Genomic DNA, 17,281 nt, shown 5'->3' with positions numbered 1-17,281 from the left:
CCGCCTATGCAACACACCTCTCAAAGGCTGACCGCTTCCGGCCACACCCCGCCAAGCCGTATAGTTGCCCCATCCACGCTTTGACGAGATCCCCCATGAGTGAGCAAACGCCGTACATCTTCGACGCCACGACGGCCGATTTCGACCAGTCGGTGATCGAGGCCTCTTTCAACAAACCGGTGCTGGTGGATTTCTGGGCCGAATGGTGTGCGCCGTGCAAGGCATTGATGCCGATGCTGCAGGGCATTGCCGAGAGCTATCAGGGCGAATTGCTGCTGGCCAAGGTCAACTGCGACATCGAGCAAGACATCGTCGCCCGCTTCGGTATTCGCAGCCTGCCGACCGTGGTGCTGTTCAAGGACGGCCAACCGGTGGACGGTTTTGCCGGTGCACAACCGGAATCCGCCGTACGCGCGCTGCTTGAGCCACATGTGCAGATGCCGCCACCGGCCGCCGCCGATCCGTTCGAACAGGCTCAGGCATTGTTCGATGACGGTCGTTACGCCGATGCCGAAGCGGCGCTGGTGGTCATGCTCACTGAGGACAACAGCAACGCCAAGGCCCTGATCCTCTACGCGCGCTGCCTGACTGAACGCGGCGAGCTGGACGAAGCGCAAACCGTGCTGGATGCAGTCAAGAGTGACGAACACAAAGCCGCGCTGGCCGGGGCCAAGGCACAGATCAAGTTCCTCGGTCTGGCGCGTGACCTGCCAGATGCAGCTGACCTGAAAGCGCGTCTGGCGAAAGATCCGCAGGACGATGAAGCGGTGTATCAACTGGCGATTCAGCAACTCGCTCGCCAGCAGTATGAAGCGGCGCTGGAGGCACTATTGAAGCTGTTTATCCGCAACCGCGGCTACAGCGAAGGTCTGCCGCACAAGACCTTGCTGCAGGTGTTCGAGCTGCTGGGCAATGATCATCCGTTGGTGACGATGTACCGCCGCAAGATGTTTGCTGCGCTTTATTAAGATCAAAAGATCGCAGCCTTCGGCAGCTCCTACACGGGATTGTGTTCACCGCGCATTTTGCGGATGAACGCTGCATCTGTAGGAGGTGCCGCAGGCTGCGATCTTTTGCGGTTCACTCGATCCAGCTGTAGAGCGGCGTATCCCCGCCGCTCACCACTTTTACGTCCGAACTGTGGCGCAGTCGTACCAGCAGGCGCTTGCCTGACACCGCGCTGCCGGTCAGGCCTTCCAGTTGCTCAAGCAGATCCGGCCCGCTGAGCTGGCCAGCCTTGCGCAGTAAATCCCTGGCGACCTGCCACAAAGCATCGTCCTGATTCTGCGGTTTCGCCGCTGGCACCGCCACGGCCGCCGCTTGGGCGATCTGCGGCTGTGCGCCAAGGGCTGAGCCCAGCTTCGCCCAGTCGCTGTCATCCAGTTCCACCGTCAAATCCACCGGCACGTCGCCGACGGTTCCGCGTATCCGCAACATTGAGTTCGCCTCCGTACATTTCTGACCTGCATGCTCCCACGGGACATGTGTAACACCAAGTGTAGGCAGCTGGCAGTTCGAGAGTTATCAACTACATTTTTGTTTTTTCCATGGGAAGGATGCCCATGTCTTCAGGACGAAAGCTGGCGTCAAAAGGAGGCCCGACTTCGACGGGCGGCGTGATACTTGAGGGAAACGAAAACCTCAAGATTGAAGGAAAAATCATCGCTTCCATCGGGCAAATCGCCAGTTGTCCGGTTTGCGGTCCCGGCAAAGGACCGATCGTGGCCGTGGGTGAAAGAACGCTGATATTGCCTGCTGGCCCCGCCGCTTTGGTAGATGATTATGTCGCCTGCGGCTGCCCGCCCATGTCCAACAAACTGCTGCCTCAACAACACAGTGGTTTTGCCGGAATAGGCCGCCCCGCCCCTATCGACATGGGGCCACCGATTGTTGCGCTGACTTCGTATCGTTACCTGCAGGTAATCATCGAACGCTTGGACGACGTCGAAAAGCCTGGACTGTCCTACAAACTCAAGGACAAAAAAAAGGTGGCTGTCTTGCAAGACAGCACCTGCAGCGCCACGGGTGAAGGCTGCGAACACAAAGTAGAAAACCACGCGGATTACGACACTCTGTTGGTCGGTGAAGACTCGGAATGGACGTTTTACGCCTACGAAGAACCCCTTGATCAGGATCTTTCATGAAATCGGAAATCAAACTGATCTTTAAAGACTTTCTGATGCAGCCACCCAAAGGAGTCAAGTTTCAGTTGCTGGTGGATGCGCTGGTCATTGATGACAACATTATTCAGAACGATGACAAACCCCGCATCTACTCACTCATCTCTGATAAGGAGCAAACCGCAATAACCTTGGGCACAAAGAAATTGCCGTCGATAAAAAACCGCCACAGCCACGAAGTTATTGTCCAGATCGTCGGTGCATCGGGAGCGACAAAGGCAATGCACACAGCCACATTGACCGAAGGAAAATCCTTGTCGATCGTCGCCGTCTCGCCATGGGTCAAAGTGCCCTTGTCCACCAGCGGTGCCGTTTCAAATGACACTTTTTACGAAGTGGAGTACGGGGTCAAACGCAGGAACGAGACCCGTACCGTCAAGGTAGTCATCCAGGACATGCCGCGCCGAATATTGATGGCGGCGCTGTCGTATCGTGGCTCCACCACATGGGCATATGGCAAGAGCAAAGAGTCGTTGCCACACCCGACTATCAATAAAACGGTGACATTTGCAGCCGAAACCAACAAATGCAACCTCTTCGTCTATGACGTACTGACCTCGATCGGCATCAATGTCGCGTGGATTGAACACGGCAGGTCAAAATTTCTGCCCGGAATGATGAAGGTCAGTCCACCTGTGGCAGGTGAATGGGCTGACGATGAACGCCTTCTCGCCACCTGGAAAGTGGAGCGTTCACCTTTACCCGGCGATATCGGTGCGTATGCTGTCACTTATTCTAACGCCAGCGGTCATGTCGGTTTCGTGCTAACCCATGGGGTCTGTATTTCCGCTGGCCGAGAGAAAGTCGAAGTCAACGATGTAGGCTTTCGAAACGCCGCAGGCAATGCAATACGCGGTGACCATGACTTCACTATTTTTCGACGGTACAAACACAGCACGCCAAGATGAAACGACTTTTCTGGATACTTCCTGCAATCCCCCTTCTGCTGATCATGGGGTGGCGCTTCTGGTCGCCTGTCGATCTTTCTTCCTGTACAAACGATACCGCGGCACCGGGACCACTTAGCGTATTCATTCGCAACTACTTCGAGAGCAACCTTCGTACAGACTGGCGGGATATGGATGATCGTTTCGATGTTCTCTCCACTCCCGAAGGCCAGAGTATCGCCAGCCAGCCACAGCCGTACGCCTGCGAAGCATTACATATCCTGCAAAGCCAGACTTTCAGTCAGAGCGAAAAGATCTACACCACCGTATTGATGTTCCAGTTGCCGATCAGTCAGTACATGGGCTTCATGGATCGTACCCATCAACTCTATGCAGAGGGCAAAATAGATCAGGAGGTCATGAAAGTGGTGATACGTCCACGCGGAACAGCCATCAATTACTGGTGGCTGCCAGCATGGCGCCAGCGCTTCACTCGCGATGCCCCGAGCGTACTTGAGGCAAATCTGATCAATTATGTGCTATCGGGCCATTACTGGTTCGACTATCCCGGCGCAGGCTTCTGACTCTAAAAGTGTGACCTCCAATCTAAGCACCGCCCCGGAATCTACCTTGGGCGGTGCTCAGTCATGTCTTGCGCAAAGCGGAGCGCACGGGCAAACTCTGCGCACTTTCGTTATAAGATTACATAACAAACTCTTCACTTTACTTCCCGGAGACCGCCATGCGTCGTCTGTTGCTCGCTTTGCCGTTTGCCCTGTTGCCGCTGGCCATTGCCCATGCGGCTGATGAGCATGACCACGATCATGAACACGGCAGCCTCGGTGCGCATGAACATGGCGTTGGTCGTTTGAATGCCGCGCTCGATGGTCAGACCCTGGAGCTGGAGCTGGAAAGCCCGGCGATGAACCTTGTGGGTTTCGAACACATCGCCACCAGCGATGCCGACAAGGCCAAAGTTGCCGCTGCCCGTGCGCAACTGGAAAAACCGCTGCCCCTGTTCAGCCTGCCCGCCGCTGCCGGTTGCAAAGTGGTCAGTCAGGAACTGGAAAGTCCGCTGTTCGGCGACAAGCCGGATGCCGACGACCATGACGACGATGAAGCGGACAAGGACGGGCACGAGCATCACCACGACCACAGCGAAATCCACGCGCACTATCAGTTCAACTGCGCCACACCGGGCGCGTTGAAGACGCTGGATCTGGCGAACGTCTTCAAGACCTTCCCGGCGACGCAGAAAATTCAGGTACAACTGATCAGCGCCAGCGGCCAGCAAGGTACCGAAGTGACGGCCAAGGCTGCCGCGCTGAAATTCTAAGCCTCACCGGAATCCCCTTGTGGGAGCGAGCTTGCTCGCGAATGCGATTCGTCAGACGCCTTTGAATTGACTGATCTGCCGCTTTCGCGAGCAAGCTCGCTCCCACAGGGGTTATGTGTTCACCTCATGAAACTGGTGCCATGACCCAAGCACTCATCGAACTGTCCGACCTGGGCTTCAACTGGCCCGGTCACCCGCCGTTGCTGGACATCCCGGCGTTTCGTCTGGAAGCCGGCGAAACCCTGTTCCTCAAAGGCCCCAGCGGCAGCGGCAAGACCACCCTGCTCGGCCTGCTTGGCGGTGTGCAGAAACCCGGTCGCGGCAGCATTCGTCTGCTCGGCCAGGAACTCACCGAACTCTCCGCCGGCGCTCGCGACACCTTTCGCGTCGATCATACCGGCTACATTTTCCAGCAGTTCAACCTGCTGCCGTTTCTCTCGGTGCGCGAGAACGTCGAGCTGCCCTGTCACTTCTCGAAACTGCGTGCGCAACGGGCGAAACAGCGTCATGGCAGCGTTGATCAAGCCGCCGCCACCCTGCTGGCACACTTGGGTTTGAAGGATGAAAGCATCCTCAGCCGTCGCGCCGATTCGCTGTCGATCGGTCAACAGCAACGGGTCGCCGCCGCGCGAGCGTTGATCGGCCAACCCGAACTGGTGATCGCCGATGAACCGACCTCGGCGCTGGATCACGACGCCCGGGAAAATTTCATCCGCCTGCTGTTCGCCGAATGCCGTGAAGCCGGTTCCAGTCTGCTGTTCGTCAGCCATGACCAGAGTCTGGCACCGCTGTTCGACCGTCACCTGTCCCTGGCCGAACTCAATCGCGCCGCCACGTCTGCCGAGGTCTGAGATGTATCTGTTTCGTCTGGCCATGGCCAGCCTGGCCAACCGCCGCTTTACCGCGTTGCTCACTGCCTTCGCCATCGCCCTGTCGGTGTGCCTGTTGCTCGCCGTCGAGCGTGTGCGCACCGAAGCCAAAGCCAGTTTCGCCAGCACCATCAGCGGCACTGACCTGATCGTCGGCGCGCGCTCCGGCTCGGTGAATCTGCTGCTGTACTCGGTGTTCCGCATCGGCAACGCCACCAACAACATTCGCTGGGACAGTTTCGAACACTTCGCCAGCAACCCGAAAGTGAAGTGGGCGATCCCGATGTCCCTCGGCGACTCCCATCGCGGTTACCGCGTGATGGGCACCACCGAAGCCTATTTCGAGCATTACCAATACGGTCGCCAACAGCACCTGGCACTGGCTGACGGCCGTGCGTTTGCAACAGATCCGTTTGAAGTGGTGCTCGGTGCCGAGGTCGCAGATGCGCTGCATTACAAACTCGGCGACCAACTGGTGCTGGCCCACGGCGTGGCGGCGATCAGTCTGGTCAAACACGATGACAAACCGTTTACCGTGGTCGGAATCCTCAAGCGCACCGGCACCCCGGTCGATCGCACGCTGCACATCAGCCTCGGTGGCATGGAGGCGATTCACATCGACTGGCACAACGGCGTGCCAGCGCGCGGCAACGGCCGGATCACGGCGGATCAGGCGCGCAACATGGACCTGACGCCGCAAGCGATCACCGCGTTCATGCTCGGTCTGAACAGCAAGATTTCCACCTTTGCCCTGCAACGCGAGATCAACGAATTCCGTGGCGAACCGATGCTGGCGATTCTGCCGGGCGTGGCCTTGCAAGAGTTGTGGAGCCTGATGAGCACCGCTGAAAAAGCGTTGTTCGTCGTGTCGCTGTTCGTGGTGCTGACCGGGTTGATCGGCATGCTCACGGCGATTCTGACCAGTCTTAACGAACGTCGGCGCGAGATGGCAATTCTGCGTTCGGTCGGTGCGCGGCCGTGGCACATTGCAAGTCTGCTGGTGCTGGAAGCTTTTGCTTTGGCACTGACCGGGGTGATCGCGGGCGTTGCGCTGTTGTACATCGGCATCGCCGCTGCGCAGGGCTACGTGCAGGCCAATTACGGTTTGTTCCTGCCGCTGGCGTGGCCGAGCGAGTATGAATGGACGCTGCTCGGTGGCATTCTGGCCGCCGCGCTGCTGATGGGCAGCGTGCCGGCCTGGCGCGCGTATCGCCAATCCTTGGCCGATGGCCTGTCGATCCGTTTATGAGGATGTTCACCATGCCCCGCGCCTTGCTTGCGCTGCTGTTGCTGGTCGCCCTGCCCGTGTGGGCAGCGGCGCCGAAAGACCTGACGTGGTCGGAGATGATCCCGCCGGACGCCGCGCCGGAAGTGCCGAACATGACGCCGTTGCATGACATGTCGAAGATGAGTGATGCGTTATCTGCCGAGGCGGCGCCAGCGGCGAAGCAGGACATGCCGAATGCGCCGGTGGTGCAATCACTCGACGGGCAGAACATTCGTTTGCCGGGCTACATCGTGCCGCTGGAAGTCAATGAAGAGGGGCGCACCACAGACTTTTTGCTGGTGCCGTATTTCGGCGCGTGCATCCATGTGCCGCCACCGCCGTCGAACCAGATTGTGCATGTCAAAAGCGAGTTGGGCGTGAAGCTTGATGAGTTGTATCAGCCGTATTGGGTCGAGGGGCCGTTGCAGGTCAAGGCGTCGAGCAGTGAACTGGCGGATGCCGGGTATCAGATGGAGGCGGACAAGATTTATGTGTATGAGCTGCCGGAGTAATACCCGGTAGTTTTTTGCTGTTTGCAATGCCCCCTTCGCGAGCAAGCTCGCTCCCACAGGTGATCACATTCCAGGGTGGGAGCGAGCCTGCTCGCGAAGGGGCCGGCAATGGTTCCGCAAAAACCCGCCCCTTCACTGTTTCATTGAGCTGAGTCAAAAGACCGTATCAGTTGGCTTCGTACCATAGGACATCAGACATTTCCAACGTCCTTTCGGAGCCCCCATGAACAAGTCCTTGCTCAGCGCTTCGCTGTTTGCCCTCGCGCTCGCAGCCCCGCTCGCCCACGCCCACGAAGCCGGTGACATCCTCATCCGCGCCGGTGCGATCACCGTCAACCCGAAGGCCGACAGCTCCAGCGTCAAGGTCGATCAGGGTCCGTTGAGCGGCGCTAATCTGGGCGGCAAGGCGACCATGAGCAGCGACACCCAACTGGGTCTCAACTTCGCCTACATGCTGACCGATCACGTCGGCCTCGAACTGCTCGCGGCCACGCCGTTTGAGCATGACGTCAAACTCAAGGGCACTGCCCTGCCAGCGGCCAATGGCAAGCTCGGTACTCTGAAACACCTGCCGCCAACCCTCAGCGTTGTGTACTACCCGCTGGATTCGAAGTCGGCCTTCCAGCCGTATGTCGGTGGTGGCATCAACTACACCTGGATCTATGACGAGCACGTCGGTAGCGAAGCCAGCGCCAACGGTTTCAGCAACTTCAAGGCGAAAAACTCCTGGGGTCTGGCCTGGCAGGTCGGTGCTGACTACATGCTGACCGACAACATCATGCTCAACGCCCAAGTGCGTTACATCGACATCGACACCCGCGCCACCGTCGAGAACAACGCCGTTGCCCCCGGCACTCGCGCACGGGTCAACGTCGATGTGGATCCGTTCATCTACATGGTCGGTTTGGGCTATAAGTTCTAAGTCGAGTTACCGAACGTTCACGTGGTGGTGAATGAGGCTTGGTGGTGAGCAGGCATAGAACTGACGGCGACCGTACGCAGTTGATCGGGGGATAACATCCCCTCGCCACAGGAGTAGCGACATATTCCGGCCGTGAAAAAGGCGCCTGTCAAAGGGCGCCTTTTTCATGTCTGCCTGGAATGCGTGGTGAGTTTGAGATCCATCCCCCTCACCCCAGCCCTCTCCCCCAAGGGGGCGAGGGGGAAAGGGAGCCGATTTGTGTGTTCTTCAAAATCTCAGTTCGACTCGGTATTTCACGTCGGCGTAATTCGAAAGAACGCCTCGATCAGTCCCCTCTCCCTCTGGGAGAGGTTAGGGTGAGGGCTCTTTTCAGGAGCGCCCCAACAACCGCGCCAACCCCACGCTCATCGGCGTCTGCTGCGGCAGCTTGAAGCGTTCCAGCAGACGCGCGTTGTTCGCCCGAGAATGGCGGATATCACCTGAACGCGCCGGGCCATAGCTGATCGGCGGCAATTCACCGACCACCGCTTGCAGTGCTTCAAGCATCTGCTTGAGGCTCATCGCCTGATTCCAGCCGACGTTCATCGCTCCGACGTCCACCTCAGGCTTTTCGATCGCCTGCACCAGCAGATCGACCAGATCTTCGACGTAGAGGAAATCACGCGTCTGCTCACCATCACCGAACACCGTAATTGGCAGACCTTTCTGCGCGCGTTCGCTGAAGATGCTGATCACCCCGGAATACGGCGAGGACGGATCCTGGCGCGGGCCGAAGATGTTGAAGAAGCGGAAAATCACCGGTTCCAGGCCATGCTGGCGGCGATAGAAATCGAAATAATGCTCGCCCGCCAGTTTGTCCGAGGCATAAGGCGTCAGCGGCGCTTTCGGCGTGTCTTCATCAATCGACTGGCCCTCGCCATTGTTGCCGTACACCGCCGCACTGGAGGCATACACCACACGCTTGACCCCGGCCAGGCGCATGGCTTCGCAGACGTTCAGCGTGCCGATGAAATTGCTCTGGTGAGTTTTCACCGGATCATCCACCGACGCCTGCACCGACGCCACCGCCGCCAGGTGCGCGACCGCGCTGCAGCCTTGGATGGCCTTGGCTACCAGCGCCGCATCGGCGACGTCGCCAACAATCAGCTCAACCTGCGGATTATCCAGTGGCAGATTGCTGTGCTTGCCGGTCGACAAGTCGTCGAGGATGCGTACCGAGTGCCCGGCAGCGAGCAACGCATCGGTCAGGTGCGAACCAATGAAGCCGGCTCCGCCAGTGATTAAAACAGTCCCTTTAGCCATGACGGTAGAACCTATCCAGTAAGCCCGGGAGTGCGGCACGCCAGGCGCGCGGCTTGATCCCGAAAGTGTGCAGAATTTTCTTGCAGGCCAGCACGGCGTGTTGCGGCTCTTCGGCAGCGTCCGGCCGCGCGGCGTGGGCCTGAGCGGTCGGCGCTTCGATCGCCAAAGCATGCAGACTGCGCGCTTCGGTCAGAATCGCCTGACCCAGCGCCAGCGGCGTGGTCGCTTCGTGGCCGGCGTAGTGATACGTGCCCCACAGCGGCGCGGCACAATCGAGTTGCTTGAGTACCGAAATGATCACGCGCGCGGCGTCATCGACCGGCGTCGGATTACCGCGGCGATCATCGGCCAGCAGCAATTCTTCTGGCTGCTCGGCACGCGCCAGGAAGCGACCGAGGGTGCCATCCGGGCTGTCATCGAGCAACCAGCCAAATCGTAGCAAAACGTGTTGCGGGCATGTGGCGCGCACACTTTGCTCGATCCGCCACAACGCTTGCCCGCGCAAGCCCAGCGGTACGGGTTCGTCTTTTTCGCTGTACGCCGTGGCACGCGAACCATCGAACACCCGATAACTGGAGGGCTGCACGAGGACGATATTGTGGTGCTGGCACAGTTCGGCCAGACGTTCGATGGCGCGTTCCTGCCCGGCCATGCGGCTTTCGCTGACAGTTTCGGCCTGGAACCAGTCGAAATAGTAGGCGAGGTTGATCAATGCATCGGGACGGGTGTCGTCGAGCAATTGGGTCAGGCTCGCGGCATCCCAGCCGTTTTCGGGCGGGCGGGGGGCGAGGAAACCGATGTCTTCCTCTGCACCGAGGCGAATCAGCGCCTGCCCAAGGGCATTTCCGCCGCCCAGTAACATAAGGCGCATTCGCATAGAGTCAGCAGGCCCAGTCTGATTGGAACGATGGCTTTAGCGACGGATCTCGTGGAACCGTCGTCGATAATTGCCGGAATCGTTGCATTTTGCGGGTTTAGTGCGCAACCGTCATCCGTAAAGTGTAGATCGCCGGGATTTGTGGCGTGGCCACTGGCCCCTTCGCGAGCAGGCTCGCTCCCACAAGGGATTTACGGCGCACACAAACCCAGTGTGGGAGCGAGCTTGCTCGCGAAGAGGCACTGTCTGACAACCCAGATCCCCAGCGGTACTTGCATCTTCCCCCCTGCGCCCGCATAACTTAAGCCATGAATCTGCCCATCCCCACGGACGCGGCCCTGGCAGGCTTTCACCCCGCCGTCAGCGCCTGGTTCAGCAAGACTTTCCCGACGGTCACCGCCGCCCAGGCCCGTGCATGGCCGTTGATCCGCCAGCGTCGCTCGACACTGATCGCCGCGCCTACCGGCTCCGGCAAAACCCTCACCGCGTTCCTCGCCGTGCTCGACGACCTCGTCCACCGTGGCCTGGAAAACCCTGACGGTCTGCCCGACGAAACCCTGGTGGTCTACGTTTCGCCGCTGAAAGCACTGTCCAACGACATCCGCATCAATCTGCAGAACCCATTGGCCGGAATTACCGAGCAACTGCGGCAGATGAGCCTGCCCGAGCTGCAAATCACCACCGCCGTGCGCACCGGTGACACGCCGCAGAAAGAACGCGCGGCCATGCGCAAATCGGCACCGCACATTCTGGTGACCACACCGGAATCGCTTTACGTTCTGCTCGGCTCGGAGTCGGGGCGCAAAATGCTCGGCACCACACGCACGGTGATCATCGACGAAATCCACGCGATGGCCGCCGGCAAACGCGGCAGTCATCTGGCCCTGAGCCTTGAGCGCCTGCAAGCGTTGTGCGCCGAACCGCTGACCCGCATCGGCCTGTCCGCCACGCAGAAACCGGTCGAAGCTGTCGCGCAATTTCTGGTCGGCCATGAGCGCCCCTGCGAAATCATCGATATCGGCCACGCCCGGCCAAGGGATCTTGGCATCGAGGTGCCGCCCGTGCCGTTGTCGGCAGTCATGGCCAACGATGTCTGGGAGCTGGTCTACGACCGCCTCGCGGAACTGGCCCGCGAGCACCGCACCACGCTGATTTTCGTCAACACGCGACGCTTGGCCGAACGCCTCAGCCGGCACCTCAGCGAACGCCTCGGCAAGCACGCGGTGGCAGCGCACCATGGCAGCCTGGCCAAGGAATTTCGCCTCGACGCCGAACAACGCCTCAAACGCGGCGAGTTGCAGGTGTTGATCGCCACTGCCTCGCTGGAACTGGGCATCGATATCGGTGAAGTCGATCTGGTCTGCCAGATCGCCTCGCCGCGCTCCATCGCCGGTTTTCTGCAACGGGTTGGCCGTTCCGGGCACCAGGTTGGCGGTACACCCAAGGGCCGGTTGTTCGCCACCACCCGCGACGACCTGATCGAATGCGCCGCCCTGCTCGACTGCGTGCGCCGTGGCGAACTCGATACCCTGCACATCCCCGTCGCTCCGCTGGATGTGCTGGCGCAACAGATCATCGCCGAAGTCAGCTGTCAGGAATGGTCGGAGGACGCCTTGCTGGCGATGTTCCGCCAAGCCTCGCCGTATCGCGATCTCGACGAAAGACACTATCAGTCCCTGCTGAGCATGCTCGCCGAAGGTTACAACGGCCGACAGGGCATCCGCAGCGCTTATCTGCACCGCGACGCCGTCAGCCGCACCTTGCGTGGCCGGCGTGGCGCGCAACTGACTGCCGTGACCAGCGGTGGCACCATCCCCGACAACGCCGATTACAGTGTGATGCTTGAGCCGCAAGGCCTGAACATCGGCAGCGTCAACGAAGATTTCGCCGTGGAAAGCATAGCCGGCGACGTGTTCCAGCTCGGCAATACGTCTTATCGGATCCTGCGCGTGGAAACCGGCAAGGTGCGCGTCGAGGATGCCCACGGCCAGCCGCCGACCATTCCGTTCTGGCTTGGCGAAGCGCCGGGACGCAGTGATGAATTGTCGCTCGCCGTGGCACGTCTGCAAGCGCAGCTAGACGAACTGCTCGGCGCCAGCCCCGGCGACCTGCAACCGGCACTCGACTGGCTGATCGACACCCTCGGCCTCAACCGCGCCAGCGCCGAACAACTGGTCGAATACCTCGCCCGCGCCCGGCAGACCCTCGGCGCCCTGCCCTCGCAAGACACGCTGCTGATGGAGCGCTTTTTCGACGAATCCGGTGGCACCCAACTGATCATTCACTCGCCGTTCGGCAGCCGCATCAACCGCGCCTGGGGCCTGGCCCTGCGCAAGCGTTTCTGTCGCACCTTCAACTTCGAATTGCAGGCCGCCGCCAGCGAAGACGCGATCGTCCTGTCGCTGTCCACCAGCCACAGCTTTGAACTGGATGACATCTGGCGTTACCTGCACAGCAACAGCGCCGAGCACATCCTCATTCAAGCGGTACTCGATGCGCCGCTGTTCGGCGTGCGCTGGCGCTGGAATGCCGGGGTGGCGTTGGCGCTGCCGCGTTTTACCGGCGGGCGCAAAGTCGCCCCGCAATTGCAGCGGATGAAAAGCGAAGACCTGATTGCCAGCGTATTTCCCGATCAGATTGCTTGCCTGGAAAACCTCGCCGGCGAACGCGAGATTCCCGAGCATCCGCTGATTGAGCAGACCCTCGACGATTGCCTCCACGAGGCGATGGACAGCGAAGGCTGGCTCAATCTGCTGCGGCGCATGGAGCGTGGCGAGGTGCGTCTGATCAGCCGCGACCTGCCCGCACCCTCGCCGCTCGCGGCAGAAATTCTCAGTGCGCGGCCGTACACCTTCCTCGACGATGCACCGCTGGAAGAACGTCGCACCCAAGCAGTGATCAACCGGCGCTGGAGCGATCCGCAATCGACCGATGACCTTGGTGCACTGGACGCGGACGCGATTACCGCCGTGCGCGAAGAAGCGTGGCCGACGCCGAACGCTGTGGATGAAATGCATGAAGCGCTGATGAGCCTTGCATGCATCAGCGATGAGGAAGTGCAAGCGAACGAAGGCTGGCGTGCGTGGCTGGAAAATCTGGCAAGCTGTGGTCGCGCCTGCCGTTTGCAAATCGATCCCGAGCATTGGCTATGGCTGGCCCGCGAACGCCTGACGTGCCTGCAAGCGCTTTATCCACAGGCCAAATTGCAAGCCGAACTGGAGGCGTTGCCGGGATTCGATGAAGCCTGGACGTTCGATGAAGCGCTGGTCGAAGTGATCCGCGCACGCCTCGGTGCCTTCGGACCGCTGCCGTTATCCGCGATTGCCGAACCGCTCGCGCTGCCGACCGCTCAAGTCCATCAACCCCTCGCGCAACTGGAACGCGAAGGCTATGTGTTACGCGGCCAATTCACGCCGGGATTGGTGGTAGAAGAATGGTGCGAACGGCACCTGCTCGCGCGTATTCATCGCTACACGGTCAAGCGCCTGCGCCGGGAAATCGAACCGGTGGCGCTGCAGGATTTCATGCGCTTTCTGTTCGACTGGCAGCATCTGTCGCCCTCGACTCGTGGTCAGGGCAGCGCCGTTTTACCGGCAATTGTCGGCCAGTTCGAAGGTTACGCAGCGGCGGCTTCGGCGTGGGACAGCGACCTTCTCCCGGCCCGTCTCAAGGACTATTCACCGAGCTGGCTGGATGACCTGTGCCGCAACGGCAAACTGGTGTGGACGCGCCTCAGTGCCCGGCAGAAAGTCAGCGGCACGGCGTTGCGAAGCACGCCGATCGTGTTGCTGCCGCGCAGCCAGGTTGGTTTATGGAGTGCGTTGGCTGAACAGACGCCTGTGAGCGAGCTATCACCGAAAACCCAAAAGGTTTTTGAAGCGCTGACTCAGCACGGCGCGCTGTTTTTTGATGAGCTGATTCATGAAGCGCACCTGCTACGCACGGAACTGGAAATCGCCTTGCAGGAACTGGTCGGCGCCGGGCTGGTGAACGCCGACAGCTTCGCCGGCCTGCGCGCGCTGATCACCCCGGCGAGCAAGCGCCAGCAGCGCAGCAGTCGTCGTGGGCGCGGGGCGTTTGTGGGAGGGATGGACGATGCCGGGCGTTGGGCATTGCTGCGGCGCGGAGCAGCTGTGGATAACAGCGAGACGCTGGAGCACGTCGCGATGACCTTGTTGCGGCGTTACGGCGTAGTGTTCTGGCGCCTGCTCGAACGTGAGGCCGATTGGTTGCCGAGCTGGCGGGAACTGCTGCGTACGTTTCATCGGCTGGAAGCGCGGGGCGAGATTCGTGGCGGGCGGTTTGTCAGTGGTTTGGCGGGGGAACAGTTTGCCTTGCCTGAGGCGATTCCGTTGTTGCGCGAAGTACGTCGGCGGCCGCATGACGCCAGTCTGGTGGCGGTGTGTGGGGTTGATCCGCTGAATCTGGCCGGGACGTTATTGCCGGGGGTGAAAGTGCCGGCGCTGGTGAGTAATCGGCTGGTGTATCGCGATGGGTTGCCGGCGGCGGCGGAGATTGCCGGCAAGCAGCAGTTCTGGCTGGAGCTGGATCAGATCGACATGGAGCAGGTGCGCAGCAAGCTGATCCGGCATTGAGGTTGTCCTCACCGGCCTCTTCGTCGGAACGCCGCCCGGAGCAAGCTCGCTCCCACAGGGTGTTGCGGCGCACACAAATCCAATGTGGGAGCGAGCTTGCTCGCGAACAGGCCGGCACTGCCCCACATAATCTTGCGTTAAGTCCGCGATTCCTGCGGCAACTCGCTCGCCATTACCTCACCCTCCTGCCGCCCCTTCGGCAACAAAACCTGCTGTGGATAAGTCTGCGCGAAATGCACCACCGGGCTGTTATCCACAAGCTTCTTCAAACGCTGATTGAACGCCCGACTCACCGCATACTGCCCCCCCGACACCGTGCGGAACTGCGCCGTCAGCACCACGCCATTCAAATCCATCCTGTCCACGCCAAACACATCCAGCGGCCCCTGCAGGTTGTACTTGAGGAATGGGTCTTCGCGGATCGAATCGCCGGTCTCGCGAATCAGCTCGATGGCTTTATCCACGTCCGTGTCGTAGGTGAACTGCACTGAGAAAAACGCAAAGGCAAACTGCCGCGATTGGTTGGTCACTGCTTTGATCTGACCAAACGGCACCGAGTGCACAAATCCTTTGCCGTCACGCAGACGCAGGGTGCGAATAGTCAGCCCTTCAACCGTGCCGGCATGCCCGGAATCAAGCACCACCCAATCACCAATCGACAGCGTGTCTTCGATGATGATGAACAGCCCGGTGATGACGTCCTGCACCAGTTGCTGCGAACCGAAACCGATGGCCAGCCCGACCACCCCGGCACCGGCCAGCAGCGGCGCAACGTTGATCCCAAGATTGGCCATGGTGGTGATCGCGCAGATCACCACCAGGATGATTTTGATCGCGTTGCGCAGCAGCGGCAGGATGGTTTTCACCCGCGTGCTCGGCTGGCGTGCCGCGCGTTTGCTGAGCGGTGGTTTCAGTGCCTCCTGAATCGCCGTGTCGAGCACCACCCACAGCAGCCACGTGACCAGGAAAATCAGGCCGATGCTGCTCAGCGCGTTGCTGATTGCTCGTCCGACCGTACTGCTCTGGGCAAAGTCGAGCAGCGACACGCCCCAGATCCGCCCGAGGATATCGATGAAGGCAATGGCGATGACGATCCGCAGCAACGCGTGAAGCAGACTGAGAAAACGCTCTTTGTAAGCACTGCTGCGCTGGATTGCTTCGGCTTTTCGTGACTTGAACAGGTGCTGCAGAATCGTGCTGAGGAACACCGTGCCGATTAACAAAACCGTGGTGAGCAGTGCACAGCGCAGGGCTTTCTGATTGTCCTCGCCGATGCCGATCAGATTGACCGCCGAGACCAGCACCATCAGCACGATCGGCCAATACCACAGTCCGGAAAAAATCCGCAGTGACTCCTGCAACGAGGGTTGTTTCAAGCGCTGGCTCAGCGAACGATTGCGGATCAGATGCGCCACCGGACGACGCAATCGGATCACTAACAAGCCGAAAATCACCGAAGCAATCAGGCCCGTAAATACCGCAACACTGCTGGTGATGTTACCGCCCAGTTGGCGGGCGATCTGCGGGCTGGTCAGCGCATCACTGAGAGCCGCGAGGAAGCCGATCAGGAACAGCGGCCGCGGGCAGTAATCACGAATGATCCGCGCCGCCGGACGCTTATGGCCGACGTTGAACATCACCACCACGCACAACAACATCGAGGTGGAAAAAATGCCGCTGCTGGTGGCGTAGGCCAAGCACAGCGCCAGTGCGCGGCCCACCGAGGCTTGCAGAAAATGGCTGACGTACAGCGTCAGCGGCAGGCAGATCAGCGCCGGCACGGTATACGGCAGCAAGTAACCAATCAGGTCCTGACTGCGCTGGCGGGTGCGCAACCAGCGGCCCTCGCGCAGACGCTTGGCCATCAAACTGCCGAGCACGGTCAACAACGCGAAACTGCCAAGCCAGACGCCCGACAGCGTGAGGAAATCGCCTGCGACGCTCCAGCCCGAGCGATTCGACGGTTGATTGACCAGTTTGTCGACTTCATCGGCGGCGCGATCGGCGCGCAGGCGCCAGGCGTCGACCAGGTGTTCGTTGAGATCGAGCTTGTCCTGGACGTCGTCGATGCTCGAACTGATCGCACCAAGCAGCCCGCCCTGCACAATCGGTTCAGGTTTGGCCGCCTCTTCGGTGGCGGCCGGGAGGCCCGGTAGCGCGGCGGCGTCGATTTCACTGGCACCGAGAAACAGCAATGCTCCCAGCGCAATGGCGATCCTGAACTTGACCAAAACTCCGATCTCCCGTGGCTGAACCTGTAAGGAACTGATCGAAATTTGTGCGGCAAGTTCAAGAGCACCCTCACCCTAGCCCTCTCCCAGGGGGAGAGGGGACTGACCGAGTTGACTGGTATTGATACATCGACCTGAAAGTCTGCAGTCGAACTCAAGCCTTCAAAACCACGAAGATCTGCTCCCTTCCCCCTCGCCCCCTTGGGGGAGAGGGTTGGGGTTAGGGGGAGCGCTTTTGATCTTCGCCTTCGACGTGACCGTCCGTAATACCGTCGAAACTTTCCCGAACCGCCCGCAGTCATC

At 60.2% G+C, this 17,281-nt stretch carries 14 protein-coding genes; 10 read left to right on the top strand and 4 right to left on the bottom strand.

What is annotated here, in order from left to right; translation table 11 throughout:
- Positions 1-95 precede the first annotated feature (95 nt).
- Positions 96-968 (top strand): thioredoxin, encoded by an 873-nt coding sequence (trxA, locus tag HUW52_RS05075; RefSeq protein ID WP_175553105.1) that lies wholly within the window; start codon positions 96-98, stop codon positions 966-968.
- Positions 969-1,080: 112 nt separating this feature from the next.
- Here trxA and HUW52_RS05070 read toward each other — a convergent pair whose 3' ends face one another.
- A complete protein-coding gene (locus HUW52_RS05070; protein WP_016984106.1) occupies positions 1,081-1,437 on the bottom strand; it encodes a hypothetical protein in 357 nt (118 codons plus the stop codon).
- Between the two features lie 125 nt (positions 1,438-1,562).
- Between HUW52_RS05070 and HUW52_RS30240 the strand changes: the two genes are divergently transcribed.
- From HUW52_RS30240 to HUW52_RS05025, 8 genes are all read left to right on the top strand, one after another.
- Positions 1,563-2,144 (top strand): PAAR domain-containing protein, encoded by a 582-nt coding sequence (locus HUW52_RS30240; RefSeq protein ID WP_256667903.1) that lies wholly within the window; start codon positions 1,563-1,565, stop codon positions 2,142-2,144.
- Positions 2,141-3,088: a CHAP domain-containing protein gene (locus tag HUW52_RS05055; RefSeq protein ID WP_175553104.1), complete on the top strand. Its 948-nt coding sequence runs from the start codon at positions 2,141-2,143 to the stop codon at positions 3,086-3,088. Before HUW52_RS30240 ends, HUW52_RS05055 begins: the two co-directional genes overlap by 4 nt.
- Positions 3,089-3,258: 170 nt before the next feature.
- Positions 3,259-3,651 carry a hypothetical protein gene (locus HUW52_RS05050; RefSeq protein WP_256667902.1) on the top strand — a complete coding sequence of 131 codons (393 nt, stop codon included), beginning with the start codon at positions 3,259-3,261 and terminating at the stop codon, positions 3,649-3,651.
- 158 nt (positions 3,652-3,809) lie between these two features.
- Positions 3,810-4,403 (top strand): DUF2796 domain-containing protein, encoded by a 594-nt coding sequence (locus tag HUW52_RS05045; protein ID WP_175553102.1) that lies wholly within the window; start codon positions 3,810-3,812, stop codon positions 4,401-4,403.
- Positions 4,404-4,543: 140 nt separating this feature from the next.
- Positions 4,544-5,254 (top strand): ABC transporter ATP-binding protein, encoded by a 711-nt coding sequence (locus HUW52_RS05040; protein ID WP_175553101.1) that lies wholly within the window; start codon positions 4,544-4,546, stop codon positions 5,252-5,254.
- Between the two features lies 1 nt (position 5,255).
- A complete protein-coding gene (locus HUW52_RS05035) occupies positions 5,256-6,521 on the top strand; it encodes an ABC transporter permease (RefSeq protein ID WP_175553100.1) in 1,266 nt (421 codons plus the stop codon).
- Between the two features lie 11 nt (positions 6,522-6,532).
- Positions 6,533-7,051 carry a DUF3299 domain-containing protein gene (locus HUW52_RS05030; RefSeq protein ID WP_175553099.1) on the top strand — a complete coding sequence of 173 codons (519 nt, stop codon included), beginning with the start codon at positions 6,533-6,535 and terminating at the stop codon, positions 7,049-7,051.
- A gap of 223 nt (positions 7,052-7,274) precedes the next feature.
- A complete protein-coding gene (locus tag HUW52_RS05025; RefSeq protein WP_016985285.1) occupies positions 7,275-7,973 on the top strand; it encodes an OmpW family protein in 699 nt (232 codons plus the stop codon).
- Between the two features lie 369 nt (positions 7,974-8,342).
- Here HUW52_RS05025 and HUW52_RS05020 read toward each other — a convergent pair whose 3' ends face one another.
- Positions 8,343-9,275, bottom strand: coding sequence for an NAD-dependent epimerase/dehydratase family protein (locus tag HUW52_RS05020; protein ID WP_175553098.1), 933 nt, complete (start codon positions 9,273-9,275; stop codon positions 8,343-8,345).
- The gene (locus HUW52_RS05015) at positions 9,268-10,152 is read right to left on the bottom strand and encodes a sugar nucleotide-binding protein (RefSeq protein ID WP_049802170.1); all 885 of its coding nucleotides are present in this window, start codon (positions 10,150-10,152) and stop codon (positions 9,268-9,270) included. Before HUW52_RS05015 ends, HUW52_RS05020 begins: the two co-directional genes overlap by 8 nt.
- A 308-nt stretch (positions 10,153-10,460) precedes the next feature.
- On the opposite strand from HUW52_RS05015, the gene HUW52_RS05010 reads away from it, so the two are divergent.
- Positions 10,461-14,747, top strand: a complete 4,287-nt coding sequence (locus tag HUW52_RS05010) for a DEAD/DEAH box helicase (protein WP_175553097.1) — start codon at positions 10,461-10,463, stop codon at positions 14,745-14,747.
- Between the two features lie 137 nt (positions 14,748-14,884).
- Here the strand turns inward: HUW52_RS05010 and HUW52_RS05005 are convergent, their stop codons facing one another.
- The gene (locus tag HUW52_RS05005; protein ID WP_175553096.1) at positions 14,885-16,978 is read right to left on the bottom strand and encodes a mechanosensitive ion channel family protein; all 2,094 of its coding nucleotides are present in this window, start codon (positions 16,976-16,978) and stop codon (positions 14,885-14,887) included.
- Positions 16,979-17,281 lie beyond the last annotated feature (303 nt).

The organism is Pseudomonas sp. 43A (genome assembly GCF_013363935.1).
GTDB lineage: Bacteria > Pseudomonadota > Gammaproteobacteria > Pseudomonadales > Pseudomonadaceae > Aquipseudomonas > Aquipseudomonas crudilactis.
Note: the sequence above shows the minus strand (reverse complement) of the source record. Positions and strands in the feature narration are given on the sequence as shown.